We start from the raw sequence: 22,123 nt of genomic DNA, 5'->3' as shown, positions 1-22,123 counted from the left end.
TTTCATTAATGTTTAGGAAATTAACAAGCCTTAACATTATTTACGAAATCGTCGGTGTGAATGTTTTAGTTTTTCTTAAACTTATATCTGAATCGAATGCATAAAAAAAGGAGCTATTATAGCTCCTGATCTTGATTCTTTTCTAATTCTTTCATCTTTTTTTCAACGTTATTTAGCAGAACCATTGATAATGTAAGAATGAACATTACAACAAGTTCAATGTAAATTCCGGTTCTGTCTGGAGTTTCTCCATTGGAATTTAAAAGATTAAAAATAGCTGCCACCATTATTAGAAAAGTGGACATGACCAAAAGGAACTTTATTAGCTTCATGATTCTTGTTTTTTCGTTGATTGAAATTATTAAAAAATCGGATGAATAAAAAATTTCAATAAAAAAAGGCTTTCGTAAAAGAAAGCCCTTGAATATATTATTCTTGAATAAAATCTGGTTTTGTTAATTCCAATCTGTTTTTAACCGGATTGGCATAAATTTCAAAAAAGATCTGATTTAACCTTTCTTTATCACCTCTATCTTCAACAGTGGCAATCTTTTTTTCCATATGTTTTAGGAAGAGTTCCTTTTCTTCCATAGTATATTTGTCTAAAAATTCTTTGCTTTTGTTTACAATATCGTAAGCAATATAATTATCGGGCCAAAGTTTATAATTTTTATGAATTCTATAGTCAATTAAATCGGCTAAAGCCTTGTATTTATCTCGACTTTCATCCATTTCTTCAATAATGTTAAGCATGCTGTCAATTGGTTTTCCAATTCGGAAATGAACACGACCTTTTTCGTTAATCATTCCTCTAATCATGCTTCTTAAATCATCCTTTGCCGTTTTCTGATAACCATCTTCAGTTTCTTTTAAATGAACTTCCAGGGTTTTCATAGCATCGCAAGGCTCATACTCGTACGATATAGCAACGGGAACAATTCTCAAATTTTTAAAGTGGTTGGCAAAATCTTTTCCTCCACCCATTTGCAACATCTTTAGCAAACTTTGTTGAGTTCTGTCATCACCATCCTTTGTTCTTCCTTCGCGTTGAGCAATCCAAATCGACGATTTTTTTTCATTCAATGCAAAGTTAATATAGGAAGAGAGTTGCTTAGAACTTGCTAGCATTTGACGAACGGTAACGCTTCTGTTTACAACGAAACTTTTGTTCAGTTTTACCAAATCAGCAATCCAAGGTTGAATCAATAAATTACTTCCAATTGCAATTTCTGTGGTTTCAAATCCATTATCATGCAGCATTACATTAAGTAATGCAGAGTCTAAAATAATATCACGATGGTCAGATATAAAAAGATAGCTTTGTTTAGGATCAAGATTCTCTAGACCTTCTATAGTAATTCCCTTGGTAGTATTAGCAATAATATGCTTTGCCAGGCGAACAATAAAGTTACTTTGAAATTCTTTAATGCTATTTACTTTGCTTAAAGCAACTTCAATCATTTCCCTAGTAAAATCAGGAAATAATTGTTGCGCAAAGCGAATAAATGAGTCTTCTTTTAACAAGCGACCAATAACTTCAACTACTTCAGAATCGTTGTATGGTCGTATGTCATTAAAATCTGATTCGGTGATCATTATTTGGTTGAATTAGTTTTTAAGGAGTGGCAAAAATAAGCAAATTATATGGAAAGTCTAAGAAAATGGCTTTACTTTTTGATTTTGACTTAGGCTAATCTGTCTGAAATTCAAATATTTGGATTTGTCGTTGCTTTCTTTAGAGGTGTGATACTTATTGCGATAGGAGTTACTTGCAATCAATTTAACTGACAAATCGACACGTAAATAAACAAATATCTAGGTTGGCAAAGATTTTGAGAATCTCATTGCAATGCTGTTGAAAAGGCTTGAATATTAATTAAAAGTTAGAAAAGATGAGTATTTGGATCATATTTATAGGTTTTACTGCATTAAGTTGGTTGGTAAGTAGTCAATTAAAATCAAGATTTAAAAAATATTCCCAGATTCCAACCTCGGGTGGGGAAACAGGAAAGGATGTAGCTGAAAGGATGTTGAGAGATAACGGAATTACCGGAGTTAGAATTGGATCAGTTGGTGGGCAACTTTCGGATCATTACAATCCTTCGGAAAAAACCATTAATTTAAGTCAGGAAGTATATCATGGAAGAAATGTTGCCGCAGCTGCTGTGGCTGCTCACGAAACAGGTCATGCAATTCAGCATGCTCAAGCATATTCGTGGTTGCAAATGAGATCGGCATTGGTTCCTGTGGTAAGTTTTAGTTCTAAATGGGTTCAGTGGATATTGCTAGCTGGAATTGTAATGGTGAATTCTTTTCCACAGTTGTTGTTAGCAGGCATTGTAATGTTTGCAGCAACTACTCTTTTTAGTATTGTTACATTACCGGTTGAAATAGATGCTAGTAACAGAGCATTGAAATGGTTAAAGACAACAGGAATTACTACTTACGAAACTCAGAAAAATGCAGATGATGCATTAAGATGGGCAGCCTACACATATATAGTAGCTGCATTATCATCTTTAGCTACATTACTTTATTATGTGATGATGTATATGGGTAGACGTGACTAATAAACTAAGAAACATTTGCAATGAGCTTCTCTATAAGGGAAGCTTATTTTATTTTTAGCATACCGTATTTAAGAATACAATAAATGGCTCGAACTCCATCTTTCCAACTAATTTTTTTACCATCATCATATGTTCGTCCGTAATATGAGATGCCGACTTCGTATAATTTAAGGTTTTTAAATTTTGATATTTTCGCTGTTATTTCAGGTTCGAAACCAAATCTGTTTTCTCTGAGAGGTATTTTTTTTATAATATCAGATCGAAACAATTTGTAACAGGTTTCCATATCTGTTAGGTTGAAATCTGTGAACAAGTTTGATAGTATGGTTAAGAATTTATTTCCTATCGAATGCCAAAAGAATAAAATTCTATGCGGATTTCCACCCATAAATCTTGAGCCATAAACTACATCAGCATCGGCTTTAAAAACCGGTTTAAGCAAATCATTGTATTCTTCTGGATCATACTCTAGATCTGCATCTTGGATTATTAAATATTCTCCGGTAGCTAGTTCAATTCCTTTTCTTATTGCTGCTCCCTTACCTTTATTAACATCTTGTTGATAAAGTGTAATTTCTATTTCGGGATGATTTTTTGCAAAAGTATTGACTACTTGAATGGTATTATCAGTTGATTTGTCATCAATAAAAATGACTTCTTTTGTAATGGAATTGATTAATGAAACGGCATTTATTCTGCTTAGAATTTGATAAACTTGATCGGCTTCATTATAGGCTGGAATAAGTATGCTTAATTTTTTTAGAGTCATATTTTATTTGATTTCCTGAATTAAAGAATCATCTCTCCATATTCCTTGGATACTATCTCCGTTCAATAAAAAGTAGATTCCTTTACCGTTTCGTTTGTTATTTTGCCATTCACCAGAGAAACTTTCTCCATTGTCATAAACAAAGGTACCATTTCCATTTTTCATGTCATTTTTCCATTCACCAGTATATCCCATTTCATTTTTAAATTCAAATAGATAGGTGTCGGGTTTTGTTTGGTGATTTATTGTGATGAATTTTTCTTGATGACGTTGAATGGCAGGATACAAATATCTGGGTGTTGATAGAAATCCCAATTGGTCTAAAACAACATGACTCACTTTTTTAGTGTTTAGATTTTTAATTAATTCCTCTTTGTCCAATGTATTTTTATATCGCACTGTCTTTCGGTTCGAAAAAAGATAAAATAACTGATCTTTTCGACAGCATATTACTGCATCTTCAGGTGTATTGGTTTTTGCCCATTTTGCAATGAATAAATAGTTGTTGTAATTCATTGGATAGGGCAAGTCAGCCATTATTTTAGTAATTCTTAGTTGTGGATATATAATGAATCCAATGATAAGAAAAAATATATAGGGCGAAAAACTTGTTATTCTTTTATTGCTCCATTTCTGATTTTCAAGAATTTTGATCATTGCTATTCCTGTAAAAAGAATTAGAAATGGTATAAGAGGCAATAGAAATCTTACTCCATACCATACTTCTGGCCAAAGCAATAGTATACCAAAATTACCTAGTAAATAACCAATCATTAAAACTTTGTGTCTTTTGATTTTCATTATTCCAAAAATCATTATTGAAATCAATGCCAAACCAATGATCCAATCCGTGGCATGTATTTTACTTTGGTAATCAATTATATTTCTTGGAAATGTGCCGTTAGGAATTTCGTGAACAATGTATCGTTTTATATTGAGGAAAAATCTTTCAAACCAATCGGTGATATCCATTCTTCCCATTTCGGGACGATAAGGATTTTTTTGGAATAGTTGATTTAAATAAGAGTTACCACCCAATAAAAATCCTCTTATTTGCCACGGTAAGATTAGAATAAGGAAACCAGAAATACTGGCAAAAGTAAGTTTGTAATTTTTCTCTAATAGTAATGCCAAAACAACTCCAGAAACTAATGCAATTCCTGCTGTTCTGATATAAAATGAACTTACTAAAAGAACAATGAAAAGGTAAAAGTTTTTGTTTTTGTAGGCAGTTTTTTGTTTGTCAAGTTTTATAAATACCAATAAGCTTAGCGATGAAAATAATAGAAAAGGAATCTCGCTCATTATTAAAGTGGAAAACCGAAGTAAATATGGGTTTAGCAATGTTAATACAGTAATCACAAAGGAGAGATTTCGATTACCTGAAAGTATTTTAAATAAGGAAAATAGTGTTAGCAGACTTAAAAAGAAAAGAACACCATTTACAATTTTTATGGTGTTAATATCAGATCCAATTGTGAGAAAAACGGTACTTATAATAGCAGGATATCCTGGAGGTAGATGATTTGCAGCTTGATATTCAGGGCGATGTATGTTGGTATATCCTTGTCCTGTTGCCAAAGATTTTGCTAAAATGTAATATCCGGCATTGTCTCCATTGGTATCAATTTTACTATCGAATATTGTGCTGTAGACAAATGCAAAAGCAATTGCAAGTATTAGAATATGGAGTATATCACTTTTTAGAGTGATCTTTGATAATAGTTTTTTGATTGTCATGTGTAAGAACTCTTTGGTGCAAATTTAATCTTATCGGTCAATTAATGTCAAGTCAGCTTGAATTTTTTAAGATTAGAGGAAAAAGAGTAGTGAGCTAATTTATCTTTTCCTATTTTTAATGATTCAAAATAAAAAGAGTAATATGAGTAGATTTATAAAATACGGATTTGTTATCACGTTTATCTGGGTAGGATTTATACTTGCCATTAGTTTTATGGAAGCATGGATTAAATTTCGTGCTGAATCATTAGACGTTCCGACAGGATTGGATGTAGGAATGCATGTGTTTGGAGCGCTAAATTTTGTTGAGCGTATTTTTACAACAATTATGCTTGTGTATGTATTTATTCATTACACAGACAGAGTTGTTGTGGTAAGTGCTTTAACCATTTTTACTTTTATTGTAGCGCAATCGGGTTATTTATTGCCCGAATTGAATGAACATGCACAATTGATCATGCAAGGAATGCAACCTGAAAAAAGTTCAGTTCATATAATGTATGTTGTGATAGAGTTTGTTAAACTAATCTGTTTATTCGTACTAGGATTAAGGCAAGTTAAGATTTATAATGCTTAGAGAAATATATATATGAAGTAAAAACACCATAGCTGAAACATTGTTTCAAGCTGTGGTGTTTTTTATTTACGGATTTAAATATTTTATCTTTTTAGAGAATTCTTCTTGGGAGATTTATCAGTTAATTTTTCATCTGTTTCTTCCTTTGTGTAATATCCTTCGCGGGAAAGGAGGTGATTAAGGTTTGCTATTCCATATATTACTACTGCGGTTACTATTGATGAGTGTTCTTGATATTCAGCAATACTCATATTGTAAAGATCTCTTTCGGTATGCCAAATTTCTCGATAGCTAAAATCATATCCAAAATGATCTGTTTTACCAAATTCCATTGTAGGTACACCTGCTACAGCAAATGGTCCGCTATCAGTACCCCATGCTTTTTTAGGTTGTTTTATTGATTTGCGTTTTTTAAGTGTAAATGGGATATCAGGATTAATTGTTTCAAGTGGTTTGCATATTTTCTGCATGTCGCTCCACATTGCTTCTGTTACACTTAGGCTTGTTGTTGCCGTAGGACCACTGTCGCGATTGAACATGTTGGCTATTTTGCCAAGTTTATCTTCATTCCTTTTTATCCAACTTTTTGAGCCAAGTAAGCCAAATTCTTCTCCAGCCCAAAGACAAACAAGAATAGTTCGCTTCGGTTTTCCTCCAGCTTTCATTATCAAACGGGCAGCTTCCATTGCAGGGCTAACTCCCGAACCATTATCAACACCACCTGTTGCAATATCGAATGCATCCAAGTGTCCGCCCATTATTACATACTCATCAGGATATTTGCTTCCACGTATTACTCCAATTACATTGTGATATTTAACTGGTCCCATTCTAAAGTGGTTGCGAATATCAAATTCAAGCTCAAATCGTTGTCTCTCTTTTGTCATTTGAGCTATGATTTTGAATTGATGTTCATTAAGTTTAATGTCAGGAACTTCTGATAAAGTTTCGAATGTCATTTGCATTAGATTTTTACGATCGTACATTGCGACAATAGGAAGTTTAGCAGATTGAATAATGCCTAAAATGCCTGCATCTACCATTTGTTTGTAGAATAATGCAGGTTTTTCATTTAGTGGAATAAGTTCTTCTTGTTTACCATGTCTATTTTTCCAGTTAATTCTCCTAATGCTGTCATTTTTCTTCTCAATTGCTGCATTTTCGATTCGAATTTTTGCTCTTTTTTCTTCGGCATCTTCAGAATAATCAATAGGCCATCCTTTGTTTTCACCACCAATAAGAACCCAGGCACCTTTTAATTTACCTTTCATGCGGTCAAACTGACGTTGAGTTTTCGGTTCTAAAACAACATGTCCCTTTTGGACTCCTTTTGTTCCAGATGTATAGGACGGGGTTGCAAAATGAAGATGCATGTTATTGCCACCTAGCATTCTTCCAAACCAAGGTCCGCGGTTAAATCCTACAGGAATACTTCCTGCTTCATCCATAATAACTTCCATACCCCATTCTGTAAATTTACTTGCGACCCATTCTGCGGAGTTGTCATATGCGTTTGAACCAATTAACCTGCCACCGAAGCGATTACTAAGAATGTCAAGATGGTGCATGCTTCGATTATCAGTTTTCCCAAGTTCAATTATTTTCTTAACAATAGGATCGGTTTGCCCCAAAGAATTACGAATTGAAAGTGATTGGATGGCAATAAAAGCCAGTAATAAGATTCGATACATAAGCGTGTTGTTAGGTTGTTTATTGTGTGTTAAGGTTGATTTAATGAGCTTTAAAAATAATGAAATTAGGAGAGCTTATGTGTTCTTAAAATATGTTGAATAACAATTTGATAATGCTTCAAATACCTTTTGAAAAAATGAGTTTATTAATTGAAATATTAAGCACGTTCATTTTTTTTTTTTTTTAATCAGGGGAGAAGTGTGGAATCTATTCAAGTAAACTATGTTTGTGTAGTTCTGTTCTATAACATGTGTATAGAATGATTCTGTATTGTATGTTTTGCAGCAGGTTCATATTTCGTGTGAATTGCATAGAAAGTATAAAAACCAATCCAAATGTTTAAAAATTCACACGTGATTATGGGTTTTTAACTCAATATTGATCGTTTTTACGACTATTTAGAATTATTTTAAGCAAGTTGAAATCTAGTGATGTCATGTTTAGATTCAGTCTTAATAGACATATTTGCAATCGTTTTCATCAATCGATTATTCAGTTATCTTTGTTTTTGAAAATAAAGTATAAAGCTTCTAATTTTATCTAAATCAGAGGTGTTGGAGTAAAACAGTAAAAATTTTTTCAATGGACAAGATAATCTCAATAGAAGAGGCAGTAGCAAAAGTTAAAGATGGAATGACCATCATGATCGGAGGATTTCTTTCGGTTGGAACTGCAAATAATATTGTTGATCGGGTGGTTGAATCCGGTGTTAAAAATTTAACTATCATTTGTAACGACACTGCTTTTGCAGATAAAGGTCTTGGTAAGCTGATCGCGAATAAGCAAGTGGATAAGGTGATTACATCTCATATCGGAACTAATTCTGCTACTATAGAGCAAATGAATAATGGTGAAATTCAAGTGGAATTTAGCCCACAAGGAACCTTGGCTGAACGAGTACGTTCGGGTGGATATGGCTTGGGTGGAGTATTAACTCCAACAGGTTTGGGAACAATGGTTGCCGAAGGAAAAGAAATTATTACTGTTGATGGTAAAGAATTTTTGTTGGAGAAGCCATTGCGAGCTGACGTAGCTTTAATTGGAGCTAGTAAAAGTGATGCTATGGGGAACCTTATTTATAAAGGAACAACTCAAAATTTTAATCCTTTGATGGCAGCAGCTGCAGATCTTGTAATTGTTGAAACCCAGGAAATGGTTGAGGCTGGAGTTCTTCGTCCTGAAGAAATAAAAACTCCTTCGATTTTCGTAGATTTTATTGTAAACAACTAAACTAATATAGACAAATGGAAAAGGCAATGATTAGAATGCGTATGAGTTCTCATGACGCTCATTATGGTGGAAATCTTGTTGATGGTGCTAAAATGCTTCAGTTATTTGGTGATGTAGCAACTGAGTTGTTGATCCGTCGCGATGGTGATGAAGGCTTATTCGCCGGATACGAAAATGTTGAATTCTTGGCTCCGGTATTTGCAGGTGATTACATCGAAGCAGTTGGGGAAATTGTAAAAGAAGGAAACTCAAGCCGAAAAATGACTTTCGAAGCTCGTAAAGTGATTATTCCTAGAACTGATATTTCAGAGTCAGCTGCTGATTTTCTTGAAGAACCAGTTGTTGTTTGTAGAGCAACAGGAACATGTGTTACACCTAAAGCTAGTCAACGTAAATAAATAGAAGCATGGAAAAATTGATCATCACAGCTGCTATTAGCGGCGCCGAAGTTACCAAAGAGCATAACCCAAATGTTCCTTATACTATTGAAGAATGTGTTCGTGAAGCTGGTTTAGCTTACGAAGCTGGTGCAAGTATTATTCACCTTCATGTTCGTGAAGATGATGGAACACCAACTCAAGATAAAGATCGTTTTAAGGCAGTAATGGATGCAATCCATGCTAAATATCCTGATGTAATTATTCAACCATCAACTGGTGGTGCTGTTGGAATGACCAATGATGAAAGATTACAGCCAACAGAGTTGAATCCTGAAATGGCAACTTTAGATTGCGGAACCTTGAATTTTGGTGGAGATGAGATTTTCGAAAATACCGAAAATACCATCAAATACTTTGGTGAAAAGATGATCGAAAGAGATATCAAACCTGAATTAGAAGTGTTTGATAAATCTATGATTGACATGGCTCTTCGTTTGCACAAAAAAGGATTCATTAAATCTCCTATGCATTTTGATTTTGTAATGGGAGTGAATGGAGGAATTTCTGGTACTCTTCGTGATTTTGTATTCTTAAGAGAGAGTATTCCTGCTGATGCAACTTATACTGTTGCAGGTATTGGTCGTTTCGAATTCCCATTGGCAACAGCTGCTATTATCGATGGTGGTCACGTTCGTGTAGGATTCGAAGATAATACTATGATCGCAAGAGGTGTTGTAGCAGAATCAAATGGTCAGTTGGTAGAGAAAGTAGTTCGTTTGGCTAAAGAATTGGGTCGCGAGATTGCTAATCCTGCTGAGGCAAGAGAAATTTTAGGATTAAAACAAAAATAAGATCAGATAAGGAAAAGAGATCTTACATCTCAAATCTATTATCTCATATCTATATAGAAAATGAATAAAGGAAATAAATACGGAACTCATAGAGTACTTGAACCAAAAGGGACTCTTCCACAGCCAGCTCAAAAGTTGGATAATACAATGTCGATTTACGACAACGAATTGTTGATTGATGTTCAAACTTTGAATATTGATTCGGCGAGTTTTACTCAGATTAAAGGTGCTTGCAATGCTGATACTGCTAAAATGGAAGAAATGATTCTTTCAATTGTTGGCGAAAGAGGTAAAATGCAAAATCCTGTAACTGGTTCTGGTGGAATGTTGATTGGTACCATCAAAGAAGTTGGTCCAAATTTCCCAAATCAAGATTTAAAGGTTGGTGATAAGATTGCAACTTTGGTTTCTTTATCATTAACTCCTTTAAAAATTAATAAGATTAAAAACATCAATACTTCAAACGATCAGGTTGATGTTGATGCAGAAGCAATCTTATTTGAAAGTGGTTTGTATGCAGTTCTTCCTACTGATATTCCTGAAAAATTGGCTTTGGCAGCTTTAGATGTTGCTGGTGCTCCTGCTCAGGTTGATCGTTTGGTAAAAGAAGGCGACACTGTTTGTATCATCGGTGGTGGTGGTAAATCAGGTGTTCTTTGCTGCTACCAGGCAATGGAAAAAGTTGGACCTAAAGGAAAAGTAATCGTTGTAGAATACTCTGAAGAGAATGCGAAGCGTATTTTGGATCTTGGTTTGGCTCACGAAGTACTAATTGGCGATGCTACTGACGTAATGGATGTTTACACTAGAGTGACTGAAATTACTGGTGAAGAAGGTTGCGATGTTGTAATCAACAACGTAAATGTTGCTTCTACTGAAATGTCATCAATTTTGATAACAAAAGATAGAGGATGCGTTTATTTCTTCTCTATGGCAACTTCATTTACCAAAGCAGCTCTTGGAGCTGAAGGTGTTGGTAAAGATGTTGACATGATTGTAGGTAACGGATATGCAATTGGACATGCCGACCTAACTTTAGATATTATTAGAAAATCAGAAGGAATTAGAGAATTGTTCGAAAAACTATACGTGTAATGGTTACTAACAACAGAAGAAAAGAATTATTTCCAGAGGTAACTGACATTCAGTGGAACGATTGGAAATGGCAGGTGAGAAACCGTATTGAAACTATAGATCAGTTAAAAAAATACATTCACCTAACAGCGGAAGAGGAAGAAGGAGTTAAGAAATCATTGGCAACTTTGCGTATGGCAATTACTCCATACTATTTGACATTGATCGATCCTGAAAATGAAAACTGTCCTGTTCGTAAGCAGGCGATTCCTACTGCAGCAGAGGTACATCAAGCAGATGCTGATTTGTTGGACCCATTGCACGAGGATGAGGATTCTCCTGTTCCAGGGCTAACTCACCGTTATCCGGATCGTGTATTGTTTTTGATTACTGATATGTGTTCTATGTATTGTCGTCACTGTACTCGTCGTCGTTTTGCCGGTCAGTCTGATGCTTCAACTCCACAGGATAATATTGAGAAAGCTATCGAGTACATTGCAAATACACCTCAGGTTCGCGACGTTGTTCTTTCTGGTGGTGATGCTTTATTAATCAGTGATGATAAATTAGAGTATATCATTAGCCGATTGAGAGATATTCCTCACGTTGAGATTATTCGTATTGGTAGCCGTACTCCGGTTGTATTGCCACAGCGTATCACTGATAACTTGGTGAATATGCTGAAAAAATATCATCCAGTTTGGTTGAATACTCACTTCAATCACTCTGATGAGATTACTCCTGAGGCTAAAGTTGCTTTAGCTCGTTTGGCTAATGCAGGTGTACCTTTAGGAAACCAGTCAGTATTATTGAAAGGTGTTAACGACTGCGTTCACATCATGAAAAAGTTGATGCACAACTTGGTATTGAACCGAGTTCGTCCTTACTATATTTATCAGTGTGATCTTTCTATGGGTCTTGAGCACTTTAGAACTCCAGTTTCAAAAGGTATTGAGATCATTGAGAATTTACGTGGTCATACTTCTGGTTTTGCAGTTCCAACTTTTGTTGTTGACGCTCCAGGTGGAGGAGGTAAAACTCCGGTTATGCCTCAGTATGTTGTTTCACAAAGCCCGGGGAAAGTGGTGTTGAGAAACTTCGAAGGTGTAATTACAACTTATACAGAGCCTAAGCATTACGATAATAACTGTACTTGTCCTGATTGTACAATGAATGAAAAACACGAAGGTGTTGCTTCATTGTTGAATGGTGAGAAATTATCTATCGAGCCTGATCACTTGGCAAGAAAAGAAAGAAATAAAAAGACGGATGCCCTTTCTTAAGGACATAGAAAAATATAAAAGTCTTTCTATTGTAGGACTTGAAAAGAATACCGGGAAAACCGAGTGTTTGAATTATGTGCTGTCCCGATTAAGGGACAGCCATAAACAAATTGCTTTAACTTCTATTGGTATCGACGGAGAAAACCGTGATCAAGTCACACATACTCATAAACCTGAAATTGAATTGAGTGAAGGAATGATGTTCGTGACTTCGGAAATTCATTATGCGAAACGCAGATTGTTTTCAGAAGTAATTGATGTTTCTTCTCAATCGACCAGCTTAGGACGATTGGTAACAGCAAAAACAATTCATTCAGGAAAAGTAATGTTATCAGGACCTGCAAATAATGCTGAAATTATCAGGTTAATTGCCGATTTAAAAACAAAAGGTGTCGACCTTACCATTGTAGACGGAGCATTGTCGCGTAAGAGTTTGGGATCACCTGCAGTAACTGAAGCCATGATATTGGCAACAGGAGCGGCTTTATCGGCAAACATTCCTCAATTGGTGTTCAAAACACAATATGTGTTTGATTTGATTCAGTTACCAGAAATCGATTTGGAATTGAAAACCAAATTTAGAGGAATAGAAAAAGGAATTTGGGCTATTGATGAGTCAGGAGAAATAAAAGATACAGGTATTGCTTCTGTATTGATGATCAAAAATAAAAAGGACCAACTCTTTCAGTTTGGAACCGATTTTTTTGTGAGTGGAGCAATAACCGATCAGTTTTTAGATTTTCTGAAGAATCAAAAGCAGGTTAATAAAATAAGATTAATCATCAGAGATTTTACAAGAGTCTTTGCAAATCCTGAAACCTATTATGCCTTTATAAAAAGAGGTGGTAGAATTCAGGTATTAGATAAAACCAATTTGTTGGCGATTACCATTAATCCGGTTTCGCCCGATGGTTACAGATTAAATTCAGATGAATTAAAACTGGCTTTGGAAACAAAATTACAAGTGCCGGTTTACGATGTGAAAAGAATTGAGAATGCAGTTTCGTAAAGCTATATCAGAAATAAATGGATTGCAATATCTAACCGAAGAGTTGGATTTGAAATCTCCAATGGGAAAAAGATTCCTGTTGGATACTGAGATGTTTTACTCCGAAACGGAATTGAATATTGAGTATGGTTTGTTGGCGCAGCTTATTCAGTCTGTTAAAACCAATGAAAAGACAATTTCAGATATTCAGAATAAACTTTCTCACTTAAAAGAAATTCGAGGCAGCGTAGACAATTTGAAAGCTAGCTTGGTTTTGGATGATGTAGAGTTATTCGAAATCAAATTTTTTGCGATGAATTGCCAGGGGATTTTAAATCTGCAAAAAGAATTAAAGCAGGTAGTAATTCAATTACCAAATTTAAGTTCTTTGATTGAAATTCTTGATCCTCAAAATTCTGGGATTCCATCTTTTTACATTTACGATGATTATTCATTGGAATTGGCTGAAGCAAGAAAGAATTTGAAAATTGCCAAATCAACGAACGGAGATTCAGAAGAGAAGTTAGAAGACTTGTTCTGCAAAGCTCAGGAAATTGAGTCGAAAGTTCGTGAAGAGATCTGTACCAAGATCCGAAGCTTTGCAAGCGATCTGGCTGTTGCAATAAAGAAACTTGCACATTTGGATTTGTTGATTGCAAAGGCAATGCAGGCAGTTCAATTGAATTTAGTTCAGCCACAATTAACAAAGGTTGATATCAGTTACAAAGGGATGTTCAACCCTTTTATTAAAAATGAACTGGAGAAACAGAAGAAGCAATATCAAGCAATTGATATCGAGCTGCAAAAATCTGTTTGTTTGATTACAGGTGCGAATATGGCAGGCAAAACCGTAGTGTTAAAAACTTTGGCTCTTTGTCAGTATCTGTGTCAATTTGGATTTTATGTTCCAGCTACATCGGCTCAAATTTCTTTGGTTGATAGAATCATGCTTTCTGTGGGCGATGAGCAATCAGAATTGAATGGCTTATCATCCTTTGCATCAGAAATGATGAATGTGAGCAAGATGGTTGAAGAATCGAAAAAGCACAGCAATGTGTTGATTTTGGTTGATGAGTTGGCAAGAACAACAAATCCGGTAGAAGGCTTGGCAATAGTGAATGCTGTTGCAGATATTTTCTATCAAAACAATATCAGAAGTGTTATTACCACTCATTACAGTGGATTAAATTCTTATTTCAGAAAACTACGGGTGAAAGGTCTGGATAAGGATTTGGGTGATAAAATCATTACCCAAAAGAATATAAACAGTTATATGGATTATTCGTTGGTTGAGGACAACACAGGGGAAGTTCCTCACGAAGCACTTCGAATTGCATCTTTATTGGGAATCAATAAGGAGATTGTAGAAGGTGCACAAAACCAATTGAATAAAAAAGCTAGTAAGGAAGAAATTTAATAATGGATAAATTGAATATGCAAAGGAGTAAACTAGGTCTTGACTTTGAAAAAGTTGGACACGCCAAAGAGGTGTCGAAGCGAATTGCAGACGATGTTCAGAAATTCGTAGACAACTACTCAACCGTTGCTGTTGAGCGTACTTTGTGTCGTCTTTTAGGAATCGACGGAGTTGATAACAACGAAGTGCCACTTCCGAATGTTGTGGTTGATGAATTGAAAGACAAAGGAGTATTGAGTGAAGGTGTAATGTTTTTTTTGGGAAATGCTGTTATTGAAACAGGGTTGAACCCACAGCAAATTGCTGAAAAGATTGCTGCTGGTGAATTGGATATCACTACACTCCCTGTTCATACTGCTGAAGAAATTCAGAACGCAATGCAGCCTTTTGTCGAGAAGAGCATTCAGGTAATCAGAGATCGCAAAGCGAAAAGAGACAATTATATTGATACGATAGGTGAAGGACCAAAGCCTTATTTGTACGTGATTGTAGCAACTGGTAACATCTACGAAGATGTTGTTCAAGCTGAAGCTGCTGCTCGTCAGGGTGCTGATATTATTGCTGTAATTCGTACTACTGGTCAGAGTTTGCTTGACTATGTTCCTTACGGAGCAACTACTGAAGGTTTTGGTGGAACCGTTGCTACTCAGGAAAACTTCCGCATTATGCGTACAGCCTTAGATAAGGTTGGCGAAGAAGAAGGTAAATACGTTCGTTTGTGTAATTACTGTTCGGGTCTATGTATGCCAGAAATTGCTGCTATGGGAGCAATTGAAGGATTGGACGTAATGTTGAACGATGCATTGTATGGAATTCTTTTCCGTGATATTAACATGCAACGTACTATTGTTGACCAGTACTTCTCAAGATTATTAAATGGATTTGCTGGTGTAATTATTAACACCGGAGAAGATAACTACCTAACTACGGCTGATGCTTTTGATGAGGCTCACACTGTATTGGCTTCTGATTTTATTAACGAACAGTTGGCTGTGGTAGCAGGTTTACCTGAAGAACAAATGGGATTAGGTCACGCTTTTGAGATGACTCCTGATTTGGAAAATGGTTTCCTTTTTGAACTTGGTCAAGCTCAAATGATTAGAGAGATTTTCCCTAAGGCTCCATTAAAATATATGCCTCCAACAAAATTTATGACAGGTAACATTTTCAAAGGAAATGTTCAGGATGCATTATTCAATCAAATTTCAATCTGGACAGGACAAGGAATTCAATTGCTTGGTATGTTAACCGAAGCTATTCATACTCCTTTCATGTCAGACAGATATCTTTCTATTGAGAATGCCAAGTACATCTTTAACAACATGAAGAGTATTGGCGACGAAATGGAATTCAAAGAAGGTGGTATTATTCGTAAGAGAGCTGCTAAGGTTCTTGATGATGCAACTGAATTGGTTGAAAAAATCGAGAAAGAAGGATTGTTTACTGCCCTTGAAAAAGGAATTTTCGCTGATATCAAGCGCCCAATGGATGGTGGTAAAGGTTTAGATGGTGTTGTGGAAAAAGGAAGCAACTACTTCAATCCTTTCATCGAAATATTGCATAAGAAATAAATTAATTGACATTTCATCCCGATAACTACGGGACTAAATATAGAAGGAGACAATAAAATGAGTGGAGGTCTTTATTCAACTGATTCCAACGATTTTGATAAAACGTTAGATCTTACCAAGATCAAACCTTACGGTGATACCATGAATGATGGTAAAACTCAGGTTAGTTTTACTCTTCCTGTTGCCAAAGGCGAAGAAGCTATTGAAGCAGCCAAGCAGATGATGCGCAAAATGGGTTTTGAAAATCCTCAGGTTGTTATGGTTCAGGAATTGATGGAAGGATTTACTTTTTTCAATTGCTATGGAAACTGTACTCACACTGTTGATTACACGGTAATTGATGTTCCAAAGGTAGAATCAACTACTATGGATATGCACGAAACTGATGATTTCGTAAAAGAAAACATTGGTCGTCCTATTCGTGTCTTGGGTGCTAGTACTGGTACCGATGCACATACAGTAGGTATCGATGCAATTATGAATATGAAAGGTTTTGCAGGTCACTATGGCTTGGAAAGATATGAAATGATGGAAGCCTTGAACATGGGTAGCCAGGTACCAAATGAAGAATTTATTGCGAAAGCTATCGAGTTTGAAGCTGATGTTCTTTTGGTATCACAAACGGTAACTCAAAAAGATGTTCACATTAAAAACTTAACTGAATTGGTTGAGTTGATGGAAGCTGAAGGATTACGCGATAAGGTAATCTTGATTTGTGGTGGGCCACGTATCTCTCACGAACTTGCTAAGGAACTTGGTTACGATGCAGGTTTTGGTATGAACAAATATGCTGATGATGTAGCATCATATGCTGCTCAGGAATTAAGCAGAAGATTAAATGCATAAATAAAGCATTGAGATATGAGAGTAAAAACTCATATCTCACATCTAAATAAATCTCAAATGGATAAAAAAGAAATCAGAGAGGTGATTGCTAAAAGATCTGCTCTCGAATTAAACAACGGAGATGTGGTGAATCTAGGAATTGGTTTGCCTACAATTATCCCTAACTATGTATCAGCTGATGTAAATGTGATTCTACAATCAGAAAACGGAATGCTTGGTATGGGTGCTGCTCCTGCTGAAGGAGAAGAAGATCCTGACTTTATTAATGCTGGTGGTGGATACATTACTTGCAAAGAAGGTGCAAGCAGTTTCGATAGTTCTGTTTCTTTTGGAATCATTAGAGGAGGTCATGTAGATGTTACTTTCCTTGGTGCATTGCAGGTTGATGAAAAAGGAAATCTTGCCAACTGGATTATTCCTGGAAAAAAGACTCCTGGAATGGGTGGAGCAATGGATTTGATCGTTGGTGCCAAGCGTGTGATTCTAGCAATGGAACATACTGCTCGTGGTAACCACAAGATTATGACCGATTGTAATCTTCCTTTAACAGCCGCAGGTCAGGTTGATATGATTATCACAGAAATGGGTGTAATGGAGATCGTTCCTGAAGGTATCTTGTTGAAAGAATTCAATCCAATGTTTACTTTGGAACAAATTCAGGAAGCTACCGATGCCAAACTGATTATTGCCGAGGATTTAATTGAAATGCGTAAGTAAGGACACGACATGTCGTGTCCCTGCCAAAATCATAAAATAAACAAAAATGAGCAAAGTATATATTGTTGCAGCAAAACGTACTGCAATCGGAAAATTTTTGGGAACATTAACTCCTGTTAAAGCTGCAGATTTGGCGGCAACAGTAATGAATAACATCGTTGCAGAAACTGGTATTGATGCAGCTAAATTAGATGAGGTTGTTGTAGGTAATATTCTTTCGGCTGGTCAAGGTCAGGGTGTTGCTCGTCAGGCTTCTATCAAAGCGGGTATTCCTCAGGAAGTTCCTGCTTATGGAATCAACATGATTTGTGGTTCTGGTATGAAGACGATCAATCTTGCTTATGCAAACATTAAGTCAGGAGAAGCAAACATGATTCTTGCCGGAGGTACAGAAAACATGTCGAACTCTGGTTTCGTTATGCCAGGAGCAGTTCGTGGCGGACACAAAATGATGGATTTGAAAGCTGTTGACCATATGGTTTTTGATGGTTTAACTGATGCTTTCGAAGGATATCACATGGGTATTACAGCAGAAAATATTGCTGATAAATATAGCTTGACTCGCGAAGAGCAGGATGCATTTGCATTTGGTTCTCAGCAAAAAGCTGCAGCGGCTCAAGAGAATGGAAAATTTAAAAATGAAATTGTTCCTGTTGAGATCAAATCTCGCAGAGAAACAATCGTTTTTGACGCAGATGAATTCATCAATAAAAGAACCAGCGAAGAAAAACTAGGAGGTTTACGTCCTGCTTTTAAGAAAGACGGAACGGTTACTGCTGGTAATGCATCGGGTATTAACGATGGTGCAGCTTTTGTTTTGGTTGCATCTGAAGAGGCAGTTAAAGAGCATGGTTTAACTCCATTGGCAGAAATCGTAGCTACCGGTCAAGGTGGTGTTGATCCTGCAATCATGGGTATGGGACCAGTTCCTGCTGTTGCTAGTGTATTGAAGAAAGCTGATATGAAATTAGAGCAGATGGAAGTGCTTGAATTGAACGAAGCTTTTGCTGCTCAATCATTAGGAGTTGTGAAGCAATTGTGCGAAGATCACGCTGTAGATGCTGATTTCTTTAAAGAGAGATGCAATGTAAACGGTGGTGCTATCGCATTGGGTCACCCAATTGGTGCTTCAGGAACTCGTATCGCTGTAAGTTTGATTCACGAAATGAAGCGTACTGGTAAAGAGTATGGTTTGGCTTCACTTTGTATCGGTGGTGGTATGGGTACTGCAATTATTTTGAAAAACGTGTAATTAGTACTGAGTAGGTAGAACGCAGTAGTTTTAATGTCTTATTTCAAAGCCTCGGTTTTAGGGGCTTTTTGTAATGAGTTTAGAGGTGTACTGTGTTTTGTCAACTAACATCTAATAAAAAATATGGATTTTAGCTTAACAAAAGAACAAGTGTTATTTCAGCAAATGATTAAAGATTTTGCTGAAAGAGAAGTGAAGCCTTTGGCTGCTGAGGTTGATGAGCAGGAGCGTTTTCCTATCGAAACAGTAGAGAAAATGGCTAAGATTGGAATTATGGGGATTCCAATTCCTAAGCAATATGGTGGTGCTGGTGGTAACAACGTAATGTACTCTATGGCTGTTGAAGAATTATCAGCTGTTTGTGCAACTACAGGAGTTATCGTATCTGCTCATACTTCATTGTGTGCTGCTCCAATTATGGAGAATGGTACCGAAGCTCAAAAGCAGAAATACCTTCCTAAATTGGCTTCAGGTGAGTGGATTGGTGCTTTTGGTTTAACTGAACCTAACGCCGGAACCGATGCTGCAGGTCAGCAGACAACTGCGGTTGAAGACGGTGATAATTATATCATTAATGGTAGTAAGATTTTTATTACCAATGCAGAATTTGCTCACGTTTATGTGATTTTAGCAATGACTGACAAGTCGAAAGGTACTCGTGGTATTACTGCTTTTATTATTGAAAAAGGAACTCCTGGTTTCTCTATTGGTAAAAAAGAGAAGAAAATGGGTATCCGTGGATCGGCAACTTGTGAGTTGATTTTCGAAAACGTAGTTCTTCCTAAAGAGAACATGTTAGGAAAATTGAACAAAGGATTCGGTATCGCTATGAAAACTTTAGATGGTGGTCGTATTGGTATCGCTGCTCAGGCTTTGGGTATTGCTCAGGGAGCTATCAACGAAACTGTGAAATATGTGAAAGAAAGAAAGCAGTTCGGTCGTCCGATTTCTGGTTTCCAGAACACCCAATTCCAGTTGGCTGATATGAATACCAAGACTGAAGCTTCTCGTATGTTAGTTCGTAAAGCAGCTTATAAAAAAGATGCAAAGCAACCTTATTCTGTTGATGCTGCAATGTGTAAACTTTATGCTGCTGAAACAGCAATGGAAGTTACCAATAAAGCAGTTCAACTTCATGGTGGATACGGATATACTAGAGAATATCCTGTTGAGCGTATGATGCGTGATGCAAAGATCACTGAGATCTATGAAGGAACTTCTGAAGTTCAGAAAATGGTGATTTCAGCTAACATGTTGAAGTAAGGATTTAATATGTGTAGGGACACGACATGTCATGTCCGTACTGTTTCAATAAAATCAAAAGAAATGAAAATAGTTGTCTGTATTAAGCAGGTACCGGATACAACCGAAATTAAGATAGATCCAAAAACGGGTACTTTAATCCGTGATGGTGTGCCAAGTATCATGAACCCTGATGATAAAAGTGGTTTGGAAATGGCACTTCAATTAAAAGATGAAAAAGGAGCACACGTTACAGTAATTACCATGGGACCTCCTCAGGCTGATTTAATTCTTCGTGAGGCGTTTGCAATGGGAGTTGATCGTGCAATCCATTTAACAGATAGAAAATTTGCCGGAGCAGATACTTTGGCAACTTCACACGCTTTGGCTGGTGCATTAAGAAAGATCGATTTTGATCTTTTGATCACTGGTCGTCAGGCAATTGATGGTGATACTGCTCAGGTAGGTCCTCAGATTGCTGAGCACCTTGATTTACCACAGGTATCTTACCTTGAAGATTTGAAATTCGACGGAGATAAGACTTTCACTATGAGACGTCATATCGAAGAAGGATACCAAATGCTAGAGGTGGAAGCACCTTGTGTGGTAACTGTTCTTTCATCGGCTAATAATCCACGTTACATGAACGTTGGTGGTATTGTTGATGCTTACCAGAAAGAAGTTGAGGTTTGGGGATTCAACGAAATTGAAGTTGATGAGAAAGATCTTGGTTTAAAAGGATCTCCAACAAGTGTACACAAAGCATTTGCTCGTGGTTTAAAACCAGCAGGAGAACTTTACGAGGTAGAGACTGATGAGGCAGTAGGAATCATCATCAAGAAGTTAAAAGAGAAATTCATTCTAAACTAATATATAGCCATGAATTTAGAAGATTACAAAGGTATATACGTTTTCATTGAACAACGTGAAGGTGTTATTCAAAATGTAGCTTTAGAGTTGTTAGGACAGGCTAGAAAATTAGCTGATGAGTTGAACGACAAAGTGTATGCAATGTTATTGGGACACGGAATTGCTGATCAAGCTCAGAGCTTAATCGCTCGTGGTGCTGATGAGGTAATTGTTGTTGACGCTCCTGAATTGAAAGAGTACACTACAGAACCATATACACAGGCAATTTGCCAGATTATTGAAGACAGAAAACCAGAATCGATGTTGATTGGTGCTACTACTTTAGGTCGTGATTTAGGACCTAGAGTATCGGCTCGTGCAGCTACTGGTTTAACTGCTGACTGTACTAAGATTGAGATTGGTGAAAAAGGCGAAATGTTAATGACTCGTCCTGCTTTTGGTGGTAACCTAATGGCTACTATCGTTTGTAAGAACCACCGTCCTCAAATGGGTACTGTTCGTCCGGGTGTATTGTTTGCAATGGACGCTGATGAAAATCGTACTGGAGACATTGTAAACTACGAAGTGAAATTCAACTCTGCTAAATTTAAAGTAAAGTTGATCGAAACTGTAAAAGAAGAAACAGATTTGATCGATATTACTGAAGCGAGAATTTTGGTTTCTGGTGGTCGTGGTATTGGAAACAAAGAAGGTTTTGAAGCAATGGACGGATTGGCTGAAACATTAGACGCAGAGGTTTCTGCTTCTCGTGCTATGGTTGATGCAGGTTACATTGGTCACGACCGTCAGGTGGGTCAGACAGGTAAAACTGTTCGTCCTGACTTGTACTTTGCATTCGGTATTTCAGGAGCCATTCAGCACGTTGCAGGTATGGAAGATTCTGATTTGATTATTGCAGTAAACAAAGATAAAAATGCTCCAATTTTCCAGGTAGCTGATTTGGGTATCGTAGGTGATGCAAAGCAAATCATTAAAAAGCTTACCGAGCAATTGAACAAATAGCATAGGGTTAACCACTATTTATAGATGAAAAGACCTGCTCGATTAATTTCGG

Annotated in this window: 21 protein-coding genes; 16 read left to right on the top strand and 5 right to left on the bottom strand. The window is 36.4% G+C overall.

Annotated elements, in window-relative coordinates; genetic code table 11:
• Positions 1–116: 116 nt before the first annotated feature.
• Complete coding sequence (locus tag GCQ56_RS16825) at positions 117–332, bottom strand: hypothetical protein (protein WP_152735703.1); 216 nt, start codon at positions 330–332, stop codon at positions 117–119.
• 97 nt (positions 333–429) lie between these two features.
• Positions 430–1,596: a 1-acyl-sn-glycerol-3-phosphate acyltransferase gene (locus tag GCQ56_RS16820; RefSeq protein WP_152735702.1), complete on the bottom strand. Its 1,167-nt coding sequence runs from the start codon at positions 1,594–1,596 to the stop codon at positions 430–432.
• A 296-nt stretch (positions 1,597–1,892) separates the two neighbouring features.
• Here GCQ56_RS16820 and GCQ56_RS16815 point away from each other — a divergent pair, with 296 nt between their 5' ends.
• Positions 1,893–2,570: a zinc metallopeptidase gene (locus GCQ56_RS16815; RefSeq protein ID WP_152735701.1), complete on the top strand. Its 678-nt coding sequence runs from the start codon at positions 1,893–1,895 to the stop codon at positions 2,568–2,570.
• Positions 2,571–2,613: 43 nt separating this feature from the next.
• On the opposite strand, the gene GCQ56_RS16810 is transcribed toward GCQ56_RS16815, so the two are convergent.
• Together GCQ56_RS16810 and GCQ56_RS16805 are read right to left on the bottom strand one after the other, a co-directional pair.
• Positions 2,614–3,339, bottom strand: coding sequence for a glycosyltransferase family 2 protein (locus tag GCQ56_RS16810; protein ID WP_152735700.1), 726 nt, complete (start codon positions 3,337–3,339; stop codon positions 2,614–2,616).
• A gap of 3 nt (positions 3,340–3,342) precedes the next feature.
• Entirely contained in the window at positions 3,343–5,079 is a 1,737-nt protein-coding gene (locus GCQ56_RS16805) for a glycosyltransferase family 39 protein (protein WP_152735699.1), read from the bottom strand.
• Between the two features lie 142 nt (positions 5,080–5,221).
• Here GCQ56_RS16805 and GCQ56_RS16800 point away from each other — a divergent pair, with 142 nt between their 5' ends.
• Positions 5,222–5,656 carry a hypothetical protein gene (locus GCQ56_RS16800; RefSeq protein ID WP_152735698.1) on the top strand — a complete coding sequence of 145 codons (435 nt, stop codon included), beginning with the start codon at positions 5,222–5,224 and terminating at the stop codon, positions 5,654–5,656.
• Between the two features lie 83 nt (positions 5,657–5,739).
• Here the strand turns inward: GCQ56_RS16800 and GCQ56_RS16795 are convergent, their stop codons facing one another.
• Positions 5,740–7,347 (bottom strand): M28 family peptidase, encoded by a 1,608-nt coding sequence (locus GCQ56_RS16795; RefSeq protein ID WP_152735697.1) that lies wholly within the window; start codon positions 7,345–7,347, stop codon positions 5,740–5,742.
• A 583-nt stretch (positions 7,348–7,930) separates the two neighbouring features.
• Here GCQ56_RS16795 and GCQ56_RS16790 point away from each other — a divergent pair.
• The 14 genes from GCQ56_RS16790 (at position 7,931) to GCQ56_RS16725 (ending at position 22,071) form a co-directional block, all read left to right on the top strand.
• Positions 7,931–8,578, top strand: coding sequence for a CoA transferase subunit A (locus tag GCQ56_RS16790; RefSeq protein ID WP_152735696.1), 648 nt, complete (start codon positions 7,931–7,933; stop codon positions 8,576–8,578).
• 14 nt (positions 8,579–8,592) lie between these two features.
• Positions 8,593–8,976 carry a hotdog domain-containing protein gene (locus tag GCQ56_RS16785; RefSeq protein WP_152735695.1) on the top strand — a complete coding sequence of 128 codons (384 nt, stop codon included), beginning with the start codon at positions 8,593–8,595 and terminating at the stop codon, positions 8,974–8,976.
• Between the two features lie 8 nt (positions 8,977–8,984).
• On the top strand, positions 8,985–9,809 hold the full coding sequence (locus GCQ56_RS16780) for a 3-keto-5-aminohexanoate cleavage protein (RefSeq protein ID WP_152735694.1): 825 nt from the start codon (positions 8,985–8,987) through the stop codon (positions 9,807–9,809).
• A 60-nt stretch (positions 9,810–9,869) separates the two neighbouring features.
• Positions 9,870–10,904 carry a zinc-binding dehydrogenase gene (locus tag GCQ56_RS16775; protein WP_152735693.1) on the top strand — a complete coding sequence of 345 codons (1,035 nt, stop codon included), beginning with the start codon at positions 9,870–9,872 and terminating at the stop codon, positions 10,902–10,904.
• Positions 10,904–12,166, top strand: coding sequence for a lysine 2,3-aminomutase (gene ablA / locus GCQ56_RS16770; protein ID WP_152735692.1), 1,263 nt, complete (start codon positions 10,904–10,906; stop codon positions 12,164–12,166). Before GCQ56_RS16775 ends, ablA begins: the two co-directional genes overlap by 1 nt.
• Positions 12,153–13,175, top strand: a complete 1,023-nt coding sequence (locus GCQ56_RS16765; protein ID WP_152735691.1) for a hypothetical protein — start codon at positions 12,153–12,155, stop codon at positions 13,173–13,175. Before ablA ends, GCQ56_RS16765 begins: the two co-directional genes overlap by 14 nt.
• Positions 13,162–14,571, top strand: a complete 1,410-nt coding sequence (locus GCQ56_RS16760) for a MutS-related protein (RefSeq protein WP_152735690.1) — start codon at positions 13,162–13,164, stop codon at positions 14,569–14,571. Before GCQ56_RS16765 ends, GCQ56_RS16760 begins: the two co-directional genes overlap by 14 nt.
• Before the next feature lie 2 nt (positions 14,572–14,573).
• On the top strand, positions 14,574–16,142 hold the full coding sequence (locus GCQ56_RS16755; protein ID WP_227006097.1) for a lysine 5,6-aminomutase subunit alpha: 1,569 nt from the start codon (positions 14,574–14,576) through the stop codon (positions 16,140–16,142).
• Between the two features lie 57 nt (positions 16,143–16,199).
• Complete coding sequence (locus tag GCQ56_RS16750) at positions 16,200–16,988, top strand: OAM dimerization domain-containing protein (protein WP_152735689.1); 789 nt, start codon at positions 16,200–16,202, stop codon at positions 16,986–16,988.
• 57 nt (positions 16,989–17,045) lie between these two features.
• Complete coding sequence (locus GCQ56_RS16745; protein WP_152735688.1) at positions 17,046–17,705, top strand: 3-oxoacid CoA-transferase subunit B; 660 nt, start codon at positions 17,046–17,048, stop codon at positions 17,703–17,705.
• A 46-nt stretch (positions 17,706–17,751) separates the two neighbouring features.
• Positions 17,752–18,957, top strand: coding sequence for an acetyl-CoA C-acetyltransferase (locus GCQ56_RS16740; RefSeq protein WP_152735687.1), 1,206 nt, complete (start codon positions 17,752–17,754; stop codon positions 18,955–18,957).
• 123 nt (positions 18,958–19,080) lie between these two features.
• A complete protein-coding gene (locus GCQ56_RS16735; RefSeq protein ID WP_152735686.1) occupies positions 19,081–20,220 on the top strand; it encodes an acyl-CoA dehydrogenase in 1,140 nt (379 codons plus the stop codon).
• Positions 20,221–20,283: 63 nt separating this feature from the next.
• A complete protein-coding gene (locus tag GCQ56_RS16730; protein ID WP_152735685.1) occupies positions 20,284–21,069 on the top strand; it encodes an electron transfer flavoprotein subunit beta/FixA family protein in 786 nt (261 codons plus the stop codon).
• Between the two features lie 9 nt (positions 21,070–21,078).
• Positions 21,079–22,071 carry an electron transfer flavoprotein subunit alpha/FixB family protein gene (locus tag GCQ56_RS16725; RefSeq protein WP_152735684.1) on the top strand — a complete coding sequence of 331 codons (993 nt, stop codon included), beginning with the start codon at positions 21,079–21,081 and terminating at the stop codon, positions 22,069–22,071.
• Positions 22,072–22,123: the final 52 nt, after the last annotated feature.

The sequence above is a fragment of the Marinifilum sp. N1E240 genome, from assembly GCF_009295825.1.
GTDB classification, from domain to species: domain Bacteria; phylum Bacteroidota; class Bacteroidia; order Bacteroidales; family Marinifilaceae; genus Marinifilum_A; species Marinifilum_A sediminis.
Note: the sequence above shows the minus strand (reverse complement) of the source record. Positions and strands in the feature narration are given on the sequence as shown.